This is a genomic window from Cutibacterium sp. KB22876, from assembly GCF_059728865.1.
Genome location: NZ_AP040858.1, coordinates 1,031,559 through 1,051,562 on the forward strand (window position 1 = coordinate 1,031,559; position 20,004 = coordinate 1,051,562).

The 20,004-nt window shown below is 63.8% G+C and carries 23 protein-coding genes; 8 read left to right on the plus strand and 15 right to left on the minus strand.

Translation table 11 applies throughout. The features are described from left to right. Positions 1-16 precede the first annotated feature (16 nt). Positions 17-697, minus strand: a complete 681-nt coding sequence (locus tag AC6I1W_RS04690; protein WP_016666983.1) for a response regulator transcription factor — start codon at positions 695-697, stop codon at positions 17-19. Further along, a complete protein-coding gene (locus AC6I1W_RS04695) occupies positions 694-1,875 on the minus strand; it encodes a sensor histidine kinase (RefSeq protein ID WP_065674299.1) in 1,182 nt (393 codons plus the stop codon). Before AC6I1W_RS04695 ends, AC6I1W_RS04690 begins: the two co-directional genes overlap by 4 nt. Before the next feature lie 160 nt (positions 1,876-2,035). On the opposite strand from AC6I1W_RS04695, the gene phoU reads away from it, so the two are divergent. Continuing rightward, on the plus strand, positions 2,036-2,704 hold the full coding sequence (gene phoU / locus AC6I1W_RS04700) for a phosphate signaling complex protein PhoU (protein WP_065674300.1): 669 nt from the start codon (positions 2,036-2,038) through the stop codon (positions 2,702-2,704). 152 nt (positions 2,705-2,856) lie between these two features. Here the strand turns inward: phoU and AC6I1W_RS04705 are convergent, their stop codons facing one another. Beyond that, the gene (locus tag AC6I1W_RS04705) at positions 2,857-3,078 is read right to left on the minus strand and encodes a hypothetical protein (RefSeq protein WP_081302746.1); all 222 of its coding nucleotides are present in this window, start codon (positions 3,076-3,078) and stop codon (positions 2,857-2,859) included. Positions 3,079-3,091: 13 nt separating this feature from the next. On the opposite strand from AC6I1W_RS04705, the gene AC6I1W_RS04710 reads away from it, so the two are divergent. Continuing rightward, complete coding sequence (locus tag AC6I1W_RS04710; protein ID WP_284950353.1) at positions 3,092-3,925, plus strand: polysaccharide deacetylase family protein; 834 nt, start codon at positions 3,092-3,094, stop codon at positions 3,923-3,925. A 92-nt stretch (positions 3,926-4,017) separates the two neighbouring features. Here AC6I1W_RS04710 and AC6I1W_RS04715 read toward each other — a convergent pair whose 3' ends face one another. From AC6I1W_RS04715 to cysS, 10 genes are all read right to left on the minus strand, one after another. Beyond that, a complete protein-coding gene (locus AC6I1W_RS04715) occupies positions 4,018-4,767 on the minus strand; it encodes a phosphoglyceromutase (protein ID WP_284950354.1) in 750 nt (249 codons plus the stop codon). A 33-nt stretch (positions 4,768-4,800) separates the two neighbouring features. Beyond that, entirely contained in the window at positions 4,801-5,265 is a 465-nt protein-coding gene (locus tag AC6I1W_RS04720) for a PTS sugar transporter subunit IIA (RefSeq protein WP_016666987.1), read from the minus strand. Next, positions 5,258-5,563, minus strand: a complete 306-nt coding sequence (locus tag AC6I1W_RS04725; protein ID WP_015583254.1) for a PTS sugar transporter subunit IIB — start codon at positions 5,561-5,563, stop codon at positions 5,258-5,260. The genes AC6I1W_RS04720 and AC6I1W_RS04725 overlap by 8 nt, the downstream gene beginning before the upstream one ends. Positions 5,564-5,767: 204 nt before the next feature. Beyond that, positions 5,768-6,760, minus strand: a complete 993-nt coding sequence (locus tag AC6I1W_RS04730) for an asparaginase (protein ID WP_065674303.1) — start codon at positions 6,758-6,760, stop codon at positions 5,768-5,770. A 3-nt stretch (positions 6,761-6,763) separates the two neighbouring features. Further along, positions 6,764-8,203 carry an amino acid permease gene (locus AC6I1W_RS04735; RefSeq protein ID WP_284950356.1) on the minus strand — a complete coding sequence of 480 codons (1,440 nt, stop codon included), beginning with the start codon at positions 8,201-8,203 and terminating at the stop codon, positions 6,764-6,766. 398 nt (positions 8,204-8,601) lie between these two features. Continuing rightward, a complete protein-coding gene (locus AC6I1W_RS04740; protein WP_065674305.1) occupies positions 8,602-10,077 on the minus strand; it encodes a glycine hydroxymethyltransferase in 1,476 nt (491 codons plus the stop codon). Between the two features lie 125 nt (positions 10,078-10,202). Next, positions 10,203-11,303 (minus strand): sugar kinase, encoded by a 1,101-nt coding sequence (locus AC6I1W_RS04745; RefSeq protein ID WP_284950358.1) that lies wholly within the window; start codon positions 11,301-11,303, stop codon positions 10,203-10,205. Next, positions 11,300-11,947, minus strand: coding sequence for a bifunctional 4-hydroxy-2-oxoglutarate aldolase/2-dehydro-3-deoxy-phosphogluconate aldolase (locus AC6I1W_RS04750; protein ID WP_270237214.1), 648 nt, complete (start codon positions 11,945-11,947; stop codon positions 11,300-11,302). Before AC6I1W_RS04750 ends, AC6I1W_RS04745 begins: the two co-directional genes overlap by 4 nt. 100 nt (positions 11,948-12,047) lie before the next feature. Then, a complete protein-coding gene (rlmB, locus tag AC6I1W_RS04755) occupies positions 12,048-13,010 on the minus strand; it encodes a 23S rRNA (guanosine(2251)-2'-O)-methyltransferase RlmB (RefSeq protein WP_462553483.1) in 963 nt (320 codons plus the stop codon). Positions 13,011-13,023: 13 nt separating this feature from the next. Then, positions 13,024-14,454, minus strand: a complete 1,431-nt coding sequence (cysS, locus tag AC6I1W_RS04760) for a cysteine--tRNA ligase (RefSeq protein ID WP_065674309.1) — start codon at positions 14,452-14,454, stop codon at positions 13,024-13,026. A gap of 47 nt (positions 14,455-14,501) precedes the next feature. Here cysS and AC6I1W_RS04765 point away from each other — a divergent pair, with 47 nt between their 5' ends. After that, positions 14,502-14,750, plus strand: a complete 249-nt coding sequence (locus tag AC6I1W_RS04765) for a hypothetical protein (protein WP_065674310.1) — start codon at positions 14,502-14,504, stop codon at positions 14,748-14,750. 10 nt (positions 14,751-14,760) lie between these two features. Here AC6I1W_RS04765 and AC6I1W_RS04770 read toward each other — a convergent pair whose 3' ends face one another. Both AC6I1W_RS04770 and AC6I1W_RS04775 read right to left on the minus strand, forming a co-directional pair. Continuing rightward, positions 14,761-16,158, minus strand: a complete 1,398-nt coding sequence (locus AC6I1W_RS04770) for a DUF4032 domain-containing protein (RefSeq protein WP_270237216.1) — start codon at positions 16,156-16,158, stop codon at positions 14,761-14,763. A gap of 76 nt (positions 16,159-16,234) precedes the next feature. Beyond that, positions 16,235-17,404 (minus strand): trans-sulfuration enzyme family protein, encoded by a 1,170-nt coding sequence (locus tag AC6I1W_RS04775; protein ID WP_270237217.1) that lies wholly within the window; start codon positions 17,402-17,404, stop codon positions 16,235-16,237. 149 nt (positions 17,405-17,553) lie between these two features. Here AC6I1W_RS04775 and AC6I1W_RS04780 point away from each other — a divergent pair, with 149 nt between their 5' ends. The 5 genes from AC6I1W_RS04780 to amaP are packed head-to-tail and all read left to right on the plus strand — an operon-like array spanning position 17,554 to position 19,951. Next, positions 17,554-18,072, plus strand: a complete 519-nt coding sequence (locus AC6I1W_RS04780; protein WP_065674312.1) for an Asp23/Gls24 family envelope stress response protein — start codon at positions 17,554-17,556, stop codon at positions 18,070-18,072. Between the two features lie 11 nt (positions 18,073-18,083). Beyond that, entirely contained in the window at positions 18,084-18,269 is a 186-nt protein-coding gene (locus AC6I1W_RS04785; protein ID WP_004810640.1) for a DUF2273 domain-containing protein, read from the plus strand. Next, positions 18,269-18,682: an Asp23/Gls24 family envelope stress response protein gene (locus tag AC6I1W_RS04790; RefSeq protein ID WP_065674313.1), complete on the plus strand. Its 414-nt coding sequence runs from the start codon at positions 18,269-18,271 to the stop codon at positions 18,680-18,682. The genes AC6I1W_RS04785 and AC6I1W_RS04790 overlap by 1 nt, the downstream gene beginning before the upstream one ends. A gap of 1 nt (position 18,683) precedes the next feature. Further along, positions 18,684-19,238, plus strand: coding sequence for a DUF6286 domain-containing protein (locus AC6I1W_RS04795; protein WP_117188868.1), 555 nt, complete (start codon positions 18,684-18,686; stop codon positions 19,236-19,238). Next, positions 19,235-19,951 carry an alkaline shock response membrane anchor protein AmaP gene (gene amaP, locus AC6I1W_RS04800; RefSeq protein ID WP_284950364.1) on the plus strand — a complete coding sequence of 239 codons (717 nt, stop codon included), beginning with the start codon at positions 19,235-19,237 and terminating at the stop codon, positions 19,949-19,951. The genes AC6I1W_RS04795 and amaP overlap by 4 nt, the downstream gene beginning before the upstream one ends. Positions 19,952-20,004: the final 53 nt, after the last annotated feature.

The following is a 20,004-nucleotide window of genomic DNA, read 5'->3' on the forward strand; positions in this document are numbered from 1 at the left end:
TTTCGTGGAAACCGTGTCAGGCCTGGAACTTGTAGCCGAGTCCACGCACGGTGATGATCCGCGCCGGATGCGAGGGATCCTCCTCGATCTTCGCGCGCAACCTCTTGACGTGGACGTCTAGGGTCTTGGTGTCGCCGACGTAGTCGACTCCCCAGACTCGGTCGATGAGGGACGCGCGGGTCATGACACGCCCGGCATTGCGCAGCAGCACCTCGAGCAGGTCGAACTCCTTGAGGGCGAGGCGCACGGTCTTTCCGTTGACGCTGACCTCGTGGCGCTCGACGTCCATCCGCACTCCGTTCTCCTCGAGGACGTCGGGGGAGACCTCGATCTCCGGGCCTCCTCGGCGAGTGACGGCGCGGATGCGTGCTACCAGCTCGCGGTGACTGAAGGGTTTGGTGACGTAGTCGTCAGCTCCCAGCTCCAGACCGACGACCTTGTCGATCTCGGAATCCCTGGCCGTCACCATGATGATCCCGACGTTGCCACGCTGACGCAGCTGCCGGCAGACCTCGGTCCCCGGGATTCCCGGCATCATGAGGTCAAGCAGGACGATGTCGGCGCCATTGCGGGAGTAGCTTTCCAGTCCGTCGGCACCATTGGCCGCGGTGTCGACCTCAAATCCCTCCTTGCGCAGCATGAAGGCGGTGGCCTCGCGGTAGGACTCCTCGTCCTCGATGATGAGTACGCGGGTCATGACTCCTCCTGATCGGATTCGTTGTAGTGGTCGGCGTCAAGGGTGGGTAGTCGAAGGGTGAACGTGGACCCCTGGCCCAGTTTGCTCCACACGTCGACGGATCCCCCGTGCGCCTGGCAGGTGTGCTTGACCAGCGACAACCCCAGGCCGGTTCCACCGTTTTCCCGGGATCGGGAGTAGTCAACCCGGTAAAACCGTTCGAAGATGCGTTCCTGGTCGGCCTCGCCGATGCCAATTCCGTTGTCGGCAACCGCAATCTCAATGACGTCGGTGTCGACGTCATGGACTCGTCTGGCCGAGACCGCCACCCGCGCCTTCGGCTCGGAGTACACGATCGCATTTTGAACGAGATTGGCGATGGCCTCGGTGAGCTGACTCTGGTCCCCGAGAACCCACAGGTCGTCGTCGCAGCGGGCCACCAGGGAGACCTCCCGGGTGGTCGCGAGCTCACGATGACGAGAGACGGCCTCGTCGATGATGTCGGCAACGGGCACTGGTTCGGCGCGAAGCAGGGGTTCGTCCGCCTGCAATCGGGACAAGTCGATGATCTGTGTCACGAGGGCGGACAGCCTCGTTGACTCCGCGGTCAGGCGCTGGGAGAAATGGCGGACGGCATCGGGGTCATCGGCGGCACCCTCGATGGCTTCGGCGAGGATGGAGACGGCGCCGATGGGGGTCTTCAATTCATGAGAGACGTTGGCGACGAAGTCCCTGCGGGTTTCGGCAAGCCTGATGTGTCGGGAGCTGTCCTCCGCAGAGATGATCGCGTTGCCGTGCCCGTCAAGAGGTCCCACGCGCACGGTGAGGATGAGGTTGGCTCCGGTGGATGCCCGCTTCAACTCCATGGTGTCGACAATGTCGCGGTCCTCTCGTCGCGCGGTGCGGACCAAATTGAGGAGGGCGGCGTCGGCGATTCGTGAGCCGCGCACGAGTTCCATTGACCGGGCGCCCACGGTGGTGTGTAGCACCTCGTCATGGGGGCCGACGATGACGGCCGCTTCAGTGGCCAGGTCGAGTGCTCGGGCGAGAGTTGGATCGACCTCAAGGGCCTCAACGTCGGTGGCGAGGGTGTCAACGGGGTGACGAGATGATTCCACCGCTTGAATGATGAGGACCGTCAATCCGGCGCCGACAACTGCACCAATGATCGCTGCCAGAACCATGCCCACGTTTTGCATAATAGGGGGAAGGTCGTCATCCTCGTCACCCGCACGTCTCAAAGTGATGCCGTGATCACTGGTCGTTCACCCAAGGTTCACTGTCTTGCCACTCGGGGGAAATGTCGTGGTCGATAGGGTCGATAGGCTTGACGAGACCCCACTACGGAAGGACACCGGCATGCGTGAGAGCTACCACGACGAGCTCAATGCCACCAGCGGCAGGATCTTGACGATGGCCGAGTTGGTTCGGGTTGCCGTCAAGGACGCCACTGAGGCTCTCATTGGTGCGGACCTGACCACCGCTGAGCGCGTCATCTCCGATGACTCGAAGGTCGACGCCCTGAACGAGGAGATCGAACGTCGTTGCTTCGACCTGCTTGCCCGTCAGGCTCCGGTCGCCGGCGAGCTGCGCACGGTCGTCGCGGTCCTGCGGATGTGCTACGAGCTGGCCCGCATGGGAGATCTTGCTGCCCACGTCGCGAAGATCGCCCGTCTTCGCTTCCCCGAGGTCGCGGTGCCTCCGCAGGTCGCCGATCAGTTCGTCGAGATGTCGAGGATCGCGAATTCCATGATCGCGAAAGCCGAGAAGACGCTGGCGGATCGTGACGCGCAGGCCGCGGAGCTCTTGGCGTCCGAGGACTCCAAGATGGATGAGTTGCGGCGCGACCAGTTCCGCCTGCTCCTGGGCGATGACTGGACCTACGGCGTCGAGAGCGCGGTCGACACGGCGTTGCTCGGTCGCTACTACGAACGCATCGCCGATCACGCGGTTGCCGTCGGCTCCCGAGTCATCTACATCGTCACCGGCAAGGCGCCGGCTGGCGAGGACTGGCCCAGCGCATACTGATCACATCGACACGTCACGACCCCCACGCCGGTGTGTTCCGTCGGCGAAATGGGGGTGTCGTGTTTCGAATTGGGATCGATTGTACTCAGTACGTACAATCGAGGGGCCCAACTCGCCGTGGTACACGGCTGATTATTGTCAGTGAGGTCTTGTCACATGGCTTTTGCCTTCCGCAGAAAAACGATGGCTGGAGCTGTCGTTCTCGTCACCACCGTTTCGATGGCCATCGCCGGATGTGCCACGAACGATCCGGAGTCTGGCAACTCCCCGTCGAAGTCGGCTGCCAGCGCGGCCCAGCCCTCGAAGGCGCCGGCATCCAAGTCTCCCGCGGCCAAGCCTAGCGTCTCGAGTGGCGCGAGTGCGCCAGCGGGAATGCCGAGTGGTCCGGTGCCTGCCGGCAAGTACGGCGTCGGTGCCGCTGTGACGAAGCCGGATTGCACGGAGCCCCCGTCGAGCTACTCGTCCCTCAAGGCCCCCGGCGCCGTCGTCAAGGACATTGACGGTCTGGAGCCCGGCACGAACCATGGAACGGCTGCCGACAAGTACGCCTACCCGGCTGCTGTTGTGAATCAGTGGCTGAAGAAGCCCTCCACCCAGCCGAAGAACAAGAAGATCGTCTTCGTGACCTTCGACGACGGTCCGACGGCCAAGTTCACCGGTGAGCAGCTCGACAACCTTGAGAAGGCCGGTGCCCGCGCGACCTTCTTCATGATCGCCCCGCAGCTGCGTGACGTGAACAAGGAGATGCTCAGCCGTTCGCTCAAGATGGGCAACGCCCTAGCTGTGCACTCCTACTCGCACGACTACAATTACCTCTACCCCGGCCACGCCGCCAACGCCAAGCACATCAGCTGTGACTGGGACTGGGCCGCTGCCCAGTCGCGGGCAATCCTGGGATCGAGCTATTTCTCCTCGGCCTTCCGCTACCCGGGCGGTCACATGTCCTGGACCAAGCTGTCCCAGGCTGACCAGGCTCTGGCCAAGCGCGGCGTTGCCTGGATCGACTGGAACGCCATGAGCGGCGACGCTGACGTCCAGCGTCCCAAGACCGTCGACGGTTACCTGAAGATGGTCAAGAAGACCATCAACGAGTCTGGTGACCCGAATGTCGTCGTCATCCTCAACCACGACACCTACGGAAAGCAGATGACGGCCGAAGCCATGCCGTCCATTCTCAAGTGGCTCAAGAGCGAGGGCTACGAGTTCGGTGTGATCTCCTGATCCCACCTTCATCTGCACATGGAGCGGCGCCCCAGAGATCATCTCCGGGGCGCCGCTCCATGTGGTTCCAGGACTTGGATGCCGTCACGAACTCACTTGTTTCCCTGGTTGGCGACGGCCTTGGCGCCGGCGGCAGCAGCTTCCGGGTCGAGGTAACGGCCGCCCTTGGTGACGGGCTTGAGGTTGTCGTCAAGCTCGTAGAGCAGCGGGATACCGGTTGGAATGTTGAGTCCGGCGATGTCCTCGTCGCTGATCTCGTCGAGGTGCTTGACGAGGGCGCGCAGGGAGTTGCCGTGGGCAGCCACCAGCACTGTCTTACCGGCCTTGAGGTCAGCAGCGATGTCGGAGGTGAAGTACGGCACCATGCGGGCTACGACGTCCTTGAGGCACTCGGCGACGGGCCGCTCGGCCTCCGGGATGTCGGCATAGCGCGGGTCATTGAACTGGCTGTACTCACCATCGTGCTCGAGGTCCGGCGGACGGACGTCGTAGGAACGGCGCCAGGCCATGAACTGGTCGTTGCCGTACTTATCCTTGGTCTCGGCCTTGTTCAGGCCCTGCAGAGCGCCGTAGTGACGCTCGTTGAGGCGCCAGGAGCGACGCACCGGGATCCAGTGACGATCACAGCCGTCCAGGGCCAGGTAGGCGGTGTGGATGGCGCGACGCAGCAGAGAGGTGTGGACGACGTTGGGAAGAAGGTTCTCCTCCTTGAGCAGGTCAGCGGCGTGACAGGCCTCGCCCTCGCCCTTCTCGTTGAGATCGACGTCCACCCAGCCGGTGAAGAGGTTCTTGGAGTTCCACTCGCTCTCGCCGTGGCGGAGCAGGATGAGCTTTGCAGTCATGTTTCCACCATAGTGCGCGTCGGTGACGTAGCGTCAGTCGGCTGGCTCGATGGAGTCCAACACCTTCTGCAGAGCAGATCTGACATCGGCCTCGTCGCCGTCCAGGAGGAGCTGGCAGTACGACGGTTCCTGCAGCAGGTCGATCACAGCGCCGAGCATCCGGACCTGGTTGTGCGGGGCGGTCACCAGAGGCCAGATGCTCAGCCGGGCGTCGAGCGCTCGTTCGGGGTCGTCCATGGCGTGGAACACGGTCTTGTGAGCGTTGCGGCACAGGAGGAGACCGGGAGCTACGACATGGTCCGGGTCGACGTGGGGGATCGCGACCTGTATGTGCCCGAAATCCAACCCAGTGGGATAAGTGGCCTCCCGGGCCTCGGCCGCGGACAGGAATGACGCCTTCACAAGCCCTTCATCGGCAAGCCGGGAACTGATAGCGGCGAACAGTTCGTGGGACGTCTCGACGCCCAAGTTCGCGATGATGAGACGTGGCTCAGTCATTCAGCGCCTTGAGATCGTCGGCGATCTGGTCGGCGAGTTCGTCGGCACCCACCCCGGTCAGCAGAGGGGTGCCTCGGTACACCTTGACCCCCTCGTCAGGGGGATTGATCGCAGTGGTGACGACGATGGCGTCCGGCTGGAAGGTCTCCACCTGGGCCGGGACGTTGGCCGTCTTGCACTCCTTCATCGTCGCGGCCACGCCTCGATCACGCAGCATCCGCTGCAACTTGTTGGCCACCTGGACGGAGGTGGCGATGCCAGTGCCGCAGCAGACCAGAACCTTCTTGTTGATGACCATCAACACCTCTCCTCGCGTAGATGATGAGTTTGCCTCGTCAGTCATTGTGGAATGTGGTGGTGGAGGGCAACGATGCCTTCGCTACCACCTGTGATGAGTCCATCATTGTTCACGGGGGAGAGCACTGGCCAGCCGCAGCGTGAAATTTCACATCAATTCGCGACGAACGTGCAGTCGTCTGCGGTGTTGATGGGAAAGTGCGGTTCACATACTGATCTCCCCGGCTATGTCCGTCTCGACCCACCGTCCCAACTCCTTACCACGCAGTCCCTGGGACAGCAGGAAGACGAGTTTGGCATAGAGAGCTTCGAGGGTCATGTCATGGGCGCTGATGGCTCCCCCCTCGGCCAGGGCATGACTCGACTGGTAATGCCCCAGCAGGACGTCGGCCTGCATGCACTGGGAAGCGACGACGACGGGGGTGCCGGCGGAGATGACGTCAAGGATGACGTCGACCAAGCCGGGCTCATCGCTGGGGACGTTCCCGACGCCGAAGGCTCGCAGGATGACGGCCTCAGGCAACGGATCGAGGACGGCCCGGAGGCGTGCGGCGCTGAGGCCCGGGGAGAGGTCGACGACGAGGACGTCATGGCGGCGGTACGGTCTTGGATCCAGCCAACCACAGCCGGTCGAGTCATTCTCGATCCATTGCCACGGAGCCCCGGTGCGTGCCAGTTGGGGGGCAGCGGGGGAGTCGAAGCCGTTGTAGGCCCACGAGGACGACTTCGTGACGCGGTTTCCGCGCAGCAGTTTGTGGCCGAAGAACACCGCCACGCCGTGGAGACGTCCGCTGGTGACAGCTCTCAGCGCGCCCGTGACGTTGGGGGCGGCGTCGGTCCCGACGACTCCTAGCGAGTATTGCGACCCGGTGACGACGACCGGCTTGCCGAAATCTGTCAGGGCGTAGGACAGGGCGGCTGAGGTGTAGGCCAGGGTGTCGGTGCCGTGCAGGACGACGAAGGAGTCGGCCTCTTCCCGATGTGCCCACAGATTGTCAACGATTCGACCCCAGTCGGCCGGAGTCGCATTGGCTGAGTCGATGAGATGCTCAAAGCTCAGGGTCTCAAACGTTCCGGCGAGTTCTGTGCCCGAGAGCAGCTGATCGAGCCATCCCGTCAGGTCGGCCCCCGGTGCCAGTCCGTCCGGAGTGGGGACCATGCCGAGAGTCCCCCCGGTGTAGAGGATGTGGGTACGCATGGCTCAATCCCCTGGAGAGTCCTTGACAGCGTTGTCAGACATAACATCGTCTCGCACGGCATACCAGCCTATGACCATCGCTATCGCTACGAGGGCGAACAGAAGAAGTGTCCAGCGCCCCGACTCCGACGTGACGTTCGACAGGACGACGATGATGAGGAAGGCCAGGGAGACGTAATTCGTCATTGGCGCACCCGGCATGTGGTACTCGGGTCGCACTTCTTCTCCCCTCTTGACGAGGCGCAGGAACCGGGTATGGGTGAGGAGCACCATGCACCACGTCCCGGCGATACCGACGCCGGCCAGGTTCATGACGATTTCGAATGCGCTCTCAGGCAGGAAGGCACTGAGAGCCACGCCAATGAGACCCAGCGACGCCGTAATGATGATCCCGCCGGCAGGAACCTGATGTCGGTTGAGTTTCGCGGCGATCTTCGGAGCCTCACCAGCCATTGCGAGGGACCGCAACGTGCGTCCGGTGGAGTAGAGGCCAGCGTTGAGCGAACTCAGGGCCGCGGTGAGCACGATGATCTGAATGACGTCGCCGGCGTGGGGAATACCGATCCCGGTGAAGAACGTCACGAATGGTGACTCATTGGCCGAGTAGGCGGTGTAGGGGAGGACGAGGGCCATGAGGACGACCGAGCCGACGTAGAAGACGAAGATTCGCAAGATCATCGAGTTGATCGCCTTGGGCAAGATTATTTCGGCGTCCTTCGTCTCGCCGGCGGCGACGCCGACCATCTCCGTGCCGCCGAAAGCAAAGATCACGCCAAGGGTCAGGGCGACGACTGGCGTCATGCCTCCGGGTAAGAACCCGCCATGGCTGGAGATGTTGTGGAATCCTGCAGTGTCGTGGCCGACCGGCGCTTCGGTGACGACGGCCCAGATCGCCGCGATCATGAACAGGACGATGGCCGTCACCTTGATGGCGGCAAACCAGAATTCCGCCTCGCCGAACATTTTGACGCTGAGCATGTTCAGGGTGAATACCACCGCCAGTGCTATGAGCGCGAGAACCCATTGTGGAACAGGCCGTAGCGCTTCCCAGTAGTGAAGGTACAAGGCCACCGCGGTGATGTCTGCCATGACGGTGACCGACCAATTGAGGAAGAAGAACCATCCCGTGACGTAAGCGCCCTTCTCGCCCAGGAATTCACGGGCGTATGAGACGAAGGCGCCCGAGGATGGACGCCGAATAGCCATCTCACCCAATGCTCGAACCATGAGGAAGGCGAATATGCCGCAGACAGCGTAGCTGAGGGCCAGCCCAGGACCTCCCTGAGCCAGACGTCCACCTGCTCCCAGGAAGAGTCCGGTGCCGATGGAACCGCCGATGGCGATCATCTGCAGGTGCCTGTTCCTCAGGGCCTTGTCGTAGCCAGCGTCACCCATGTCAACGGTGGTGCCGGTTGGCTTGGCGCTGGGATCACCTTCCTGCATAAAGAACCTCCCCGTGACGGGACCGTCTGGTCCGGTACGGGAATGTTAACGCCGGGACGGGGCGACTCATCATCTGGGGAGAAGTGGCTCCACAACGGGTCAGAAAGGCATGGGGCGGTGGAATAGTCGACGTAACCGTGTGGTAAGACCCCGCCTCAGAGGTACTCCCGGTCCTCCGGGGATGGGTCCACACGGGGGCAGTTTCGGAGAGTCCTTTCAATCTCCGACGAACCCAGTGTCCTGATGTCTTTTGCTCCATCAGAAGGCATCGACAAGAACTCGACGGCCCGTGTTCTTCTCGTGGAACACGGGCCGTCGAAAGATCGATATCACATTGTGTGACAACTCCGTTGGGGGAAAATTCTGCCCAAAACTCCGGTGAGAGGAGGTCAAAACCCTCAGGCCAGATCCAGCCCCGGATAGAGCGGGAAGTTCCCGAGCAGTTCGTCGGCGGCATCATGGACCTTCTGGGCCACGCCGTCGGCGATCTGGTACTTGGCCTTGCCCGGCTTGCCACTGGAAGCCGTCACCGGGGTGGTGGCCTTCAGAGCGGTGACGATGAGCTCAGCAACCTGATCGAATTCATCGGCCCCGAACCCACGCGAGGTCAGGGCCGGGGTGCCGATGCGCACGCCCGAGGTGTACCAGGCGCCATTCGGGTCGGCCGGGATGGAGTTGCGGTTGGTCACGACGCCGGAATCCAGCAGGGCAGCTTCGGCCTGCCGACCGGTCAGTCCGAAGCTCGTGGTGACGTCGAGCAGGTTGATGTGGTTGTCAGTGCCGTCGGTGACGAGTTTGACGCCGCGCTTCATAAGTCCCTCAGCCAGGGCCTTGGCATTGTCGGCGACACGTTGGGCGTAGTCGCGGAATGCCTGGGTACGAGCCTCGGCCAGGGCGACGGCCTTGGCTGCCATGACGTGGGAGAGCGGGCCACCGAGGACCATCGGGCAGCCACGATCGACGTCGGCGGCATACTCCTTGGTCGTCAGCACCATGCCGCCACGCGGGCCGCGCAAGGACTTGTGAGTCGTCGTCGTCACCACTTGGGCGTGGGGGACCGGGTCCTCGTCACCGGTGAAGACCTTGCCGGCCACCAGGCCGGCGAAGTGAGCCATGTCGACCATGAGGACGGCTCCGACCTCGTCGGCGATCTCGCGCATCTTCGCGAAGTTCACCCGGCGAGGGTAGGCGGAGTACCCGGCGACGACGACGAGGGGCTTGAACTCGCGGGCCAGCTCGGCGACCTTGTCGTAATCGAGCAGACCGGTCTGCGGGTCCGTTCCGTAGGAGCGCTGGTCGAACATCTTGCCCGAGATGTTCGGACGGAAACCGTGGGTGAGGTGGCCGCCGGTGTCCAGGCTCATGCCGATGGCGCGCTGGTCGTTGAAGCGGTGGCGCAGGGTGTCCCAGTCGGCCTGGGTGAGGTCGTTGACGGTGCGCGCTCCGAACTCCTCGAGGGCCGGGGTCTCGACGTGATGGGCGAGGATCGTCCAGTAGGCAGTGAGGTTGGCGTCAATACCGGAGTGCGGCTGCACGTAGGCATGCTCAGCGCCGAAGAGGGTGCAGGCGTGCTCGGCAGCAATCGCCTCAACGGTGTCGACGTTCTGGCAGCCGGCGTAGAAGCGGTGACCGGCGGTGCCCTCGGCGTACTTGTCGGAGAACCAGGTACCCATGGTCGCAAGGACTGGCAGGGATGCGTAGTTCTCGGAGGCGATGAGCTTGAGGGAATGACGCTGGTCGGTCAGTTCGGCTCGGGTGGCCTCCGCAATCCGGGGCTCAACTTGTGCGATCGCGTTGAGCATGGTGCGGTAGGCCGGGGCCAGCTTCTCGGCGATGTCGCGGGCTGTGGGATCGACGGCACTGGGCTCACTCACGGATGGCTCCTGTCATGACGGGATGGTGAGCACGAATCTACCCGTCCCAGGACCTGCTCGTGGCTGGGGGCCAAAAAGAACGGCGAGCCCTTCGGGCTCGCCGTCCGATATGAGTCCGGTGCCAGTCAGCGCTTCACTCGGGCAGAACCTCCGGCAGCGAGATTCTCCACCTCGGAGCGGGTGGCCATGGAGGTGTCGCCAGGGGTGGTCATGGCCAGAGCGCCGTGGGCAGCCCCCCACTCGACGGCCTTCTGCAGGTCTCCAGTCTCCATGATTCCGGCCACCAGGCCAGCAGCGAAAGAGTCGCCGCCGCCAACACGGTCGAGGATCTCCAAGTCGGGACGTTCGACCGAGCGCACCAGGCCGGTGTCCTTCGACCACGCGATGGCCGACCAGTCGTTGCGGCTGGCAGTGCGCACCTGACGCAGAGTGGTGGCGACGACGGAGATGTTCGAGAACTCCTCGACCACCTTGTCGATCATGTTGGCGTAGGAATCGACGTCGAGATTGGAGAGGTTCTCGTCGTTCCCCCCGACCTCGAAGCCGAGGCCGGCCGTGAAGTCCTCCTCGTTGCCGATCATGACGTCGACCAGGCTGGCCAGCTCGCGATTGACGCGGCGGGCCTCCTCCTGACCGCCGATCGACTTCCACAGGCTGGGTCGGTAGTTGAGGTCGTAGGAGATGATCGTCCCGTTTGCGTGGGCGGCCTCCATGACGGCCTTGGCAGTCTGGGCACTGGTCTCCGACAGGGCGGTGTAGATGCCGCCGGTGTGCAGCCAGCGCACTCCCAATTCCCCGAAGAGGCGGTCGAGGTCGATGTCCTCGGCGCGCAGCTGGCTGGCAGCGGTGTGGCCGCGGTCCGAGACGCCGACGGCCCCGCGAACACCGAAGCCACGCTCGGTGAAGTTGAGCCCGGTGTGCACCGTGCGACCGACTCCGTCGGAAGGCACCCAAGTGATGAACTGGTCGTCGACTCCGCCGGCGGTGATGCGGTCGCCAACGAGGTGGCCGACCGGGTCGTCGACGAGACCGGTGATGACGGCGGCACGCTTGCCGAAGACCCGGGACAGGCCACGGCCGACGTTGTACTCGCCGCCGCCCTCCCAGACATCGAAGGACGTGGCGGTGCGGATGCGACGCTCACCCGGATCGAGGCGGAGCATCACCTCGCCGAGAGAGACGATGTCGTAACGGCACTGGTCTGCGGAACGAAGTGTGATGCTCATGACTGCTCCTCGAGGATGCTGTGGGCACTGCGGGCGGCCTCGCGTGCCAAGTTGGCGATGGTTTGACTGTCCCGGGCAGCGACGGCGTCGGCTGGGGTGAGCCAGGTGCCACCGACCGCAGGGATGTTGGGGCGGGAGAGGAAGTCCGCCAGGTTGTGCGGCTTGACTCCGCCAGTGGGGACAAAACGTAGGTTCGGGAAGGGGCCGCCCAGGGAAGAAATCGTGGCAGCACCGCCGTAGTTTCCGGCCGGGAAGAACTTGAAGGTGTCCAGCCCCATGTCGACACCGGCCATGATCTCAGTGGGGGTGATGACTCCCGGCAGGATCGGGATGTCATGGTGTCGGCAGCGGTCGACGACCTCACGGGACAGGCCGGGAGAGACGACGAAGGTCGCTCCCGCGCTCACCGCCTCGTCGACCTGACGGGCATTGATAACGGTTCCGGCTCCGACCATGACGCGCCCGTCCTCGGCCATCGACTCGATGGCGGCGGGTGCGGCGTCGGTGCGGAAGGTCACCTCGGCGACGGGGAGCCCGCCGTCGACGAGACCGTCGGTGACGGCCGGGGTGGTGGCGGCCTCATGGATGACGACCACCGGGATGACGAGATTCGTCAGGACTTTGTCGAGTGCTTCGTTGCTCACTTGTGATCTCCGACGTTGGGGGTTTGTCAGTTAACTATCCCTGAAGCATCGATGTCTCGAGGACTTGCCACGGTTTCCCGTGGAATGGCGTCTGGCTCCTTCAGCTCTCTGACGCACTCCCGCGTACCCTTGACGCCTCGTACAGCGCGATCGATGCTGCCACCGAGGCGTTGAGGGACTCGACGTCACTACTGATCGGGATCGACGCCAGCACGTCACAGGACTGCCGGGTGAGACGGGCCAAGCCCTCACCTTCGGAACCGACAACGAGCACCAGTGGACCATCCAGACCGGGAGCGGCAGCGATGTCGGAGTCGGCCTCGCCAGCCAGCCCGACGATCATCCAGCCGGCCTCGGCGAACTTGCCGAGGGCCTGGTTGAGGTTCGACGCCATCGCCACCGGGATGCGTGCGGCAGCCCCGGCGGAGGTCTTCCACGCCGCAGCGGTCATCGAGGCCGAGCGGCGAGACGGGATGAGCACGCCCTGGGCGCCGAAAGCGGCAGCCGAGCGGATGATCGCTCCCAGATTGCGTGGATCGGTGATCTTGTCCAGTGCCACGACGAGACCGCCGCGATAGGCCTGAGTGCCGGCATCGATGATGTCGTCGACCGTGGCGTACTCGTACTCGGGAAGGCGCAGGGCCACACCCTGGTGATTGGACCCACCCGTCATGCGGTCGAGCTCACCACGAGTGGCCTGCATCAACACGATGCCGTTGTCAGCGGCGAAGGAGAGGATCTCTCGCAGCCGGGAGTCGTGTTCGGCTCCTTTCGCGACGTAGGCGGTGCGCACCGGAAGACCGGCGTGCAGGGCCTCCAACACCGGATTACGACCGATCACCCACTCCGGGCCGGCACCCTTGGCCTGCTTCTCGGCTGGCTTGCGGTTGCCGCCGCGAGCCAGCTTCTCCTGCTTGGCCTTGTACGCCTTGTGGTAAGTGCGATCCTCGGCCTTGGGGGTGGGTCCGCGGCCCTTGAGGCCCCTGCGACCTCGGCCACCGGATCCGGAAGCGGAACTTTTGCCCTTGTGTCCTGCGCCGCGGCGCTTGGAATTTCCTGCCATGTCGGTCTCCTCGTCAGCTCAGCGACCAGTGGGCGCCGGTGGGGGTGTCCTCGATCGTCAGTCCGAGGTTGGTCAAGGTGTCACGAATCGCGTCGGCAGTCGCCCAGTCCTTGCGGGAACGGGCCTCGGCACGCTGATCAAGCATGGCCTGGACCAAGCCGTCGACGACTGGTTCGAGACGGGCCTCGTTTCCGGCGGTATCCGCCCATTCCGGGGCCTGCGGATCGAGCCCGAAGACCGCGAGCATGGCACGTACCCGAGCCATGTGCTCGCGGGTGGCGTCGACGTCGTGGGCAGAGACGGACTTGTTGCCCTCGGTGATCTCGCTGAACAGGGCCGCAACCGCTTGCGGGGTTCCCAAGTCATCGTCCATCGCCGTGACGAAGGCCGCCGGCAGATCCTTCGACGGCGCGGCCTCCTCGCCGACGAGGTCGCGGGCGCGATCCAGGAAGGAATCAATGCGCTCGATGGCCTTGGTGGCCTCGTCGAGGGATCCCTTGGTGTCTTCGTCGGATGGGCTGAACTCGATCATGGAGCGGTAGTGGGGGGCGAGCAGGAAGTACCTGACGGCTCGTGGGCTGTAGGTCTTGGTGACCTCGGTTACCTGGGCGGTATTGCCCAGGGACTTGCTCATCTTCTCCCCGGACATCGTCACCCAGGCGTTGTGCATCCAGTAATGGGCAAACGCACGTCCGGCCGCCGCCGACTGCGCCAACTCGTTCTCGTGGTGGGGGAATCGCAGGTCGATGCCGCCGCCATGGATGTCGAAGGCATCACCCAGGTACTTCCCGGACATGGCCGAGCACTCCAGGTGCCAACCGGGACGACCACGTCCCCAGGGGGAGGCCCAGGATGCCGTCTCCGGTTCATCATCCTTGTGCCCCTTCCACAGTGCGAAGTCGCGTGGGTCACGCTTGCCACGCGGGTCGGAGTCCTCGGCCGGGGCCATCTCGTCGACGCGCATCCCGGACAACTCCCCGTATCGCGGCCAGGACCGGACGTCGAAGTAGACGTCACCGGAGCCGTCCGGGGCGGGGTAGGCGTGGCCCTTCTCGATGAGGTTTCTGATGAGCTCGATCATCTCCGGGATGTGGCCGGTGGCGCGCGGCTCGTAGGATGGTGGACGACATCCTAGAGCCTTGTAGGCCGCGTGCAGCTCGTTCTCGTAGTGGTAGGCGTGGGCCCACCAGGGCACGCCGGCAGCAGCGGACTTGGCGAGGATCTTGTCGTCAATATCGGTGACGTTGGCGACGACTGTCACCTGGTAGCCAGAACACTCCAACCAGCGCCGCAGGACGTCGAAGACGACCTCCTTGCGGATGTGGCCCAGGTGCGGACTGGACTGCACCGTCATGCCACAGTGGTAGATCGACACTTGACCCTCGTGCAGGGGTTCGAAGGTCTCGATGCCATGGGTAGCGGTGTTGTAGAGCTTGAACGTCACGCCTCAAGGCTACCGGGGGACCCCGACACATCGCCTACCATGGCCGCATGGCCGAGATTCGCAAGCACAAGCCGTCGTCCAGCCCCATCTCCCGGGCCCTGGAGGCCGCGATGGGTGAATCCATCAAGCCGGTCGTCCCCGGATCGCGTCCTGACAAGGACGCTGAGGAGCCCAGGACTCAGCCTGAGGCCGGCCCTTCGGTGGCAGCAGCTCCCACACAGTGGGGATCGTTCAGCGGTGGATCTTCCAAGGGTGGGTCGTTCACGGTGCCGATACCGCCGAAGTCCTCGGAGTGACGAGGTTTTCCTAGCCCTTCCCGCGGGCGCGCAAGGCGTCGATGTCGAGACGAGATGCCGATTCCACGTCTACGGATTCGGCATCGGCCTCCCACGGGTCATAGGGGGCGTCATCCTCCTCGTCCTCGACATATCCCAGGGACGGGTCGTACACATTGATCAGCTCGTGACCGCTGCGTGGTTGCGATCCGTCGACGGAGACAACCGATTCCGCACTTATGGCCTCGTCAGGAAGCTGGGCCAGGATGTCGCGAACATATCCCTGGGCCGCCTCGATGTGCGGAACCTCGCGCTGCTGGCGCTGGGACTCGTACCAGCGGTAGTCGAGCACCTCGTGGTAGAACTGCGCGAGCTCGCGCTTGCGGGACAGTTCCGGGGGAATCTGCTGGACGACGGGCTCGAAGCACTCGGTGAGCCAGCGATGGGCAGCCACCGCCTCGTCAACTCCCTGCAGGCCATTGCGGGCCCGGAAGGTGTCGAGGTCGTTGAGGAGACGACGCGCCTGGAACTCTTCGGTGTCCAGACCAGTCAGACGCAGCAGACGACGCTGGTGGTGCCCGGCGTCGACGACTTTGGGCTGGATGCGCAGCCGCTGACCGTCCGACGAGGTCTGGATGTCTAGCTCGGCGACGTCGAAACCCAGGGCATTGAGACGACGCACCCGCGACTCCACCTGGGAGTAGTCACTGCCGGCGTACTCCTCGGCAGCGGTGAGCTCGTTCCACAGCTCGTGGTACCGGTCCTCAATCGTCGTCACCAGGCCCAGCGGATCGAGGGCGGCGTCGAGCATGTCGCCCTCCTCCAGGTCGAGGAACTCTCCGTAAAGGTTGGTGCGGGCGATCTGCAGATCGTGTTCCCGCTGTCCGGTGGTGAGGCGGTCATGGAACTCGCCGGTCTCGGCGTCGACTAGATAGGCCGCGAAGGCCTCGGCGTCGCGTCGGAACAACACGTTCGACAGCGAGATGTCTCCCCAGAGGAATCCCACCAGGTGCAGCCGTACCAACAGGACGACGAGGGCATCGAGCAGCCGCATGACGGTCCCCTGACGCACACCGGAATGGAACAGGGACCGGTACGGCAGTGAGAACCGCAGGTGGCGGGTGAGGATGATCGGTTCGAGTGGTTCCCCATCGGTGGAGTAACGGTCGGTGATGACTCCGATGGGCTCGACGGACGGGGTGTCCAGACGCATGAGGTCGTGCAGCAGCCGGTACTCGTGGATCGCCAGGTGCTCGACGACCTCCTTTGCGGCGTAGACGTCGTCGCCAACGGTGATGAATCGCACCACGTGGCGGGAGATGCCTCGGGGCAGCGCGACCAGGAGCTCCTGCGGCCACTGTGCCAGCGGTGTGCTCCACGGTAACGGAAGCAGGCGGGAGTCGGGCTTCGCGCTGAGGAAACGGGTCACGGGGGACAGTCTGCCACCCCAATGACCTGTTCATGGGCGTGGGTCCTAGTCAGCAGGTCATTGGGTACGCGAGGACTCAGACGGCAGCGGCTCGGTCGAGAGCCTCGTTCAGGCAGGTGGCGAGGTCATCGACGGGGTCGATTCCTGGACTCATCCGGATCATGGAGTCGTTGACCCCAGCGGCGTCCCGGGCCTCCTGGCTCATGGCTGCATGGGTCATCGTCGCAGGATGGCAGACCAGGGATTCCACACCTCCCAGGGACTCGGCGAGGATGAACCCTTCCACTCCGGTCATGAATGCCTCGACAGCGGGTAGTCCGCCGGCCAGCTCAAAGCTGAGCAGGGATCCGAAGTCCTTCTGCTGACGAGCGGCCAGGTCGTGACCGGGGTGATCGGGCAGCCCAGGCCAGTGCACCGCCGCGACGGCAGCGTGGGAGGAAAGGATTTCGACCATCCGGGCAGCGTTGGTGCAGTGGGCCTTCATCCTCACCCTGAGGGTGCGCAGGCCACGCAGCGTCAGCCAGGAATCCAGCGGAGATGCCGTCACCCCTAGCATGTTGGCGTGGAAGGCCATCAGGTCGACATCCTCCGGGACAGCGGCGACGACGGAGCCGCCGATGACATCGGAGTGGCCGTTGAGGAACTTGGTATCGGAAGCGATGACGAGGTCTGCGCCGAGATTCAGCGGCTGCTGCAGGGTCGGCGAGCAGAAGGTGTTGTCGACGGCCACGACAGTGCGCTCGCCCTTCGAGGAATGAGCCAGCTCAGCCGCGGCAGCGATGTCGGTGATGCGGAGCAGTGGGTTGGACGGGGTCTCCACCAGGAGTAGGTCGGTGGGGGATTCCAGGGCGGTGCGCAGGGCGTCAAGGTCGGTCTCGTCGACCCAGTCGACCGTCAGACGTCCGGCGGTGGCCCAGGTGTCGAGGATGCGCCAGGTACCGCCGTAACAATCGTGCGGCGCGATGACGTGGCCACCAATCGGCACGAAGGCCTGCAGCACGACCATGATGGCCGACATTCCCGACGAGGTGACGACCGCCCCCGTGCCAGCCTCGAGGGTCGTGAGGGCGTCGGCAAGCAGGGCTCGGGTGGGGTTGCCTCCGCGGCCGTAGTCAAAGGTTGGGCGCTCCCCGAAGGTGTCGTAGAAGTAGTTCGAGGAGAGGAAGGCGGGAGGGGCGACGCTGGAGTGGGCATGATCCGAACACAGCCCGGTCGTCAATCCCTGCATGGTGGTGGACGTCGGCATGGTCCCTCCTGTCATCGGGTGGTTTCGAGGGTAGCCGAGGACGCGGAGGATATTTTTTTCGCCCAATTCTCGGATTCGGCGTGACGATTCGGTTCGCTGAACATCTGAACATGTGAAAGTCGCCACAGATCGAATGGAGATGAGCCGACATGGCTGACAACAAGACTGCTTCCGCCAAGACTGACGAGACCAAGACCGAGAATCTTCCGGACACCACCAAGGAGGCCGTGGCCCCGTCGCCGCTTCACACCGACCACGGCTCGACCCTTATTGCCGAGCAGGTCGTCCAGAAGATCGCCGGTATTGCGTGCCGCGAGGTTCCTGGCGTTCACGCCATGGGCTCCACCGGACGTCGCATGCTGAGCTCCATCACTGACCGCATCCCGGGCTCCACCACCAACGTCTCTAATGGCGTTCAGGTTGAGAAGGGTGAGCGTCAGTGCGCCATCGATCTCTCCGTCGTCATCGATTACGGCTACTCGGTCGTCGAGGTCGCCAACAAGCTTCGCGAGACCATCATTGACGCTGTCGAGTATGGCACCGGCCTCGAGGTCGTCGAGGTCAACGTCCAGGTCACCGATGTGTACATCCAGGGTGAGGACGAGGGCGAGGACGACGACCAGCCGACCCAGGTCGCCCCTCAGCGTAAGAACACCGAGCTCTCCTGAAAGGCCGCAGTATGAATGCATCGCGCATCGGAGCACTCGTCGGTCTGTTGCTGGGCGTCATCGCGGTCTGCGTTGGCGTGTGGCAGGCCATCGTTGTGCTGGTACTGGGCCTGCTCGGCCTGATCGTGGGGCGGATCATTGATGGTCAGCTCGACGTGCACGACATCTTCGGCAAGCCAAGTCAGCGGAACCGTTGATGTCTGTCGGCACCACCCGCGTACGTTCGGTGCCGTCGCTGGCGGTCCACAACCGTGAGAAGGCCAGCCGTGGAGCCTTGACGGTGTCCACGGCGGTTGTCGAGAAGGTGGCTGCCCGCGTGGCGGCCCAGAGCGAGGGTTTTGGGGCTCCCACCTCGTCGTTGTTCGGATCGGGGTCGCGTGCCGACTTCGACCGAGGCCCGAAGGTGGGTGCGGTTCTCACCGGTCGTACTGCTGATCTCGAGGTGGAAGTTGCCATCAGCTATCCCGCCCCCATCCAGGCTCAGTGCGACGACCTGAGAGCCCGTTTGACCGAACAGGTTCCGAAACTGTCCGGGGTTGAGATCGGCACCATCGACATTCTGGTGAGCCGAGTTGTCAACAAGGCATCGACGACGAAGGAGCTGAACTGAGATGAGTCATCAATACATGTCTCCGCCACTCGTTCGTCGTCCCTCTCGGACGACCCCAGTGACGATCCTCGGTGTCCTGCTGGTGGCAGCCGGAGTGGTGGCCATCATCGCTGCCATTCACCGTCTCCAGCACGGATCCTTGCCACAGTGGTTGGGCTGGGGCCGTGGTCACATGACCACCGCCTCATGGCTCAACGACACCGCGCTGACGGTTGCCATCGTCATCGGCGTCATCGCCCTGATGCTGGTGATCTGGGCTTTCAAGCCGGGACGCACTTCTGGTGTTTTCCTCAAGCCGGCTGAGGGTGCCCCGGACGACCGCGAGATCGTCATGGACAACTCCGACCTGACGGGCTGGCTTTCTCGTTGGCTTGACGAGGAGGACGGTGTCGCATCTTCGTCAGTGAAGCGTCGCGGCAACGCGCTCAAGATCGACGTCGAGACCGACGTCAATGATCCTGAGGTGATGCGGGAACAGCTCACCAGGAGGATTGCTGATCGCGTCGACTCGCTTGGCCTGGAACAGTCCCCGAACGTGAAAGTGAGGTTGCGATGAGGGGCCGCGCAAACAGAACACGACTTGCCGTCGTCGGGATCATCTTGTTGCTGGTGGTCGCGTGGTTCATGCTGGTGCGGTTCAACGTCGCCTCGTCGTGGGGATGGTGGCAACCTGAACCCGACGCGCCCATTGCCGACGTGCCGAAGGCATGGCGCACGGACCACGCCTCCTGGGCCCTGCTCATCGTGGGCGTCCTGGCTGCCGTGATTGGGCTGATCTGGCTGCTTCGGCAGTTCTCGTCGAGCAATCGCGCTCACAGCTACAGCATCAGCCACGAGACGAACCATGGATCCACGGTGCTGTCCACCGATGCTCTGGGACGAGCCATCGAGGAGCAGATCGAGGAATTCCCCGGGGTGAGCAGTGCCAATGTCAGATTCTTCGGAGCACGTGTCGCTCCTGAGATGATCGTTCAGATCGATCTTGACGACCGCGCAGACGTCCGTGAGCTCGTCACGTGGCTGGAAGCTGAGGTGGTTCCCGACGTCGAGACCGCTCTGGATGCCAAGCTGATCCGTTTCGGGACGAAGTTGCGGACGGGGGCACACGTCACCGGAATGGGTGTGAGTCACGTCGGCGTGACCGAAGTGTCCAATGTCGACGAGTCCGGAGACAACCTCCCCGCCAATCCGATGCCCAAGCCCACCTTCCTCAACGAGAAGTCCGAACGGGCCAAGCCGCGTACACGTGACGGAAAGGTGCTCGCCTGAGCTGCGCGCTAGCGGTCGAGGACTCAGTAGTTGTCCTCGACCGCTGCTAGCGT

Coding starts and splice junctions, on each gene's coding strand:
- AC6I1W_RS04785 (WP_004810640.1), top strand. CDS start 18,084: ATGAATGCATCGCGCATCGGAGCACTCGTCGGTCTGTTGCTGGGCGTC.
- amaP (WP_284950364.1), top strand. CDS start 19,235: ATGAGGGGCCGCGCAAACAGAACACGACTTGCCGTCGTCGGGATCATC.
- AC6I1W_RS04775 (WP_270237217.1), bottom strand. CDS start 17,404: ATGCCGACGTCCACCACCATGCAGGGATTGACGACCGGGCTGTGTTCG.
- AC6I1W_RS04720 (WP_016666987.1), bottom strand. CDS start 5,265: ATGACTGAGCCACGTCTCATCATCGCGAACTTGGGCGTCGAGACGTCC.
- AC6I1W_RS04690 (WP_016666983.1), bottom strand. CDS start 697: ATGACCCGCGTACTCATCATCGAGGACGAGGAGTCCTACCGCGAGGCC.
- AC6I1W_RS04695 (WP_065674299.1), bottom strand. CDS start 1,875: ATGCAAAACGTGGGCATGGTTCTGGCAGCGATCATTGGTGCAGTTGTC.
- AC6I1W_RS04735 (WP_284950356.1), bottom strand. CDS start 8,203: ATGCAGGAAGGTGATCCCAGCGCCAAGCCAACCGGCACCACCGTTGAC.
- phoU (WP_065674300.1), top strand. CDS start 2,036: ATGCGTGAGAGCTACCACGACGAGCTCAATGCCACCAGCGGCAGGATC.
- AC6I1W_RS04715 (WP_284950354.1), bottom strand. CDS start 4,767: ATGACTGCAAAGCTCATCCTGCTCCGCCACGGCGAGAGCGAGTGGAAC.
- AC6I1W_RS04725 (WP_015583254.1), bottom strand. CDS start 5,563: ATGGTCATCAACAAGAAGGTTCTGGTCTGCTGCGGCACTGGCATCGCC.
- rlmB (WP_462553483.1), bottom strand. CDS start 13,010: ATGGCAGGAAATTCCAAGCGCCGCGGCGCAGGACACAAGGGCAAAAGT.
- AC6I1W_RS04765 (WP_065674310.1), top strand. CDS start 14,502: ATGGCCGAGATTCGCAAGCACAAGCCGTCGTCCAGCCCCATCTCCCGG.
- AC6I1W_RS04790 (WP_065674313.1), top strand. CDS start 18,269: ATGTCTGTCGGCACCACCCGCGTACGTTCGGTGCCGTCGCTGGCGGTC.
- AC6I1W_RS04745 (WP_284950358.1), bottom strand. CDS start 11,303: ATGAGCATCACACTTCGTTCCGCAGACCAGTGCCGTTACGACATCGTC.
- AC6I1W_RS04780 (WP_065674312.1), top strand. CDS start 17,554: ATGGCTGACAACAAGACTGCTTCCGCCAAGACTGACGAGACCAAGACC.
- AC6I1W_RS04730 (WP_065674303.1), bottom strand. CDS start 6,760: ATGCGTACCCACATCCTCTACACCGGGGGGACTCTCGGCATGGTCCCC.
- AC6I1W_RS04795 (WP_117188868.1), top strand. CDS start 18,684: ATGAGTCATCAATACATGTCTCCGCCACTCGTTCGTCGTCCCTCTCGG.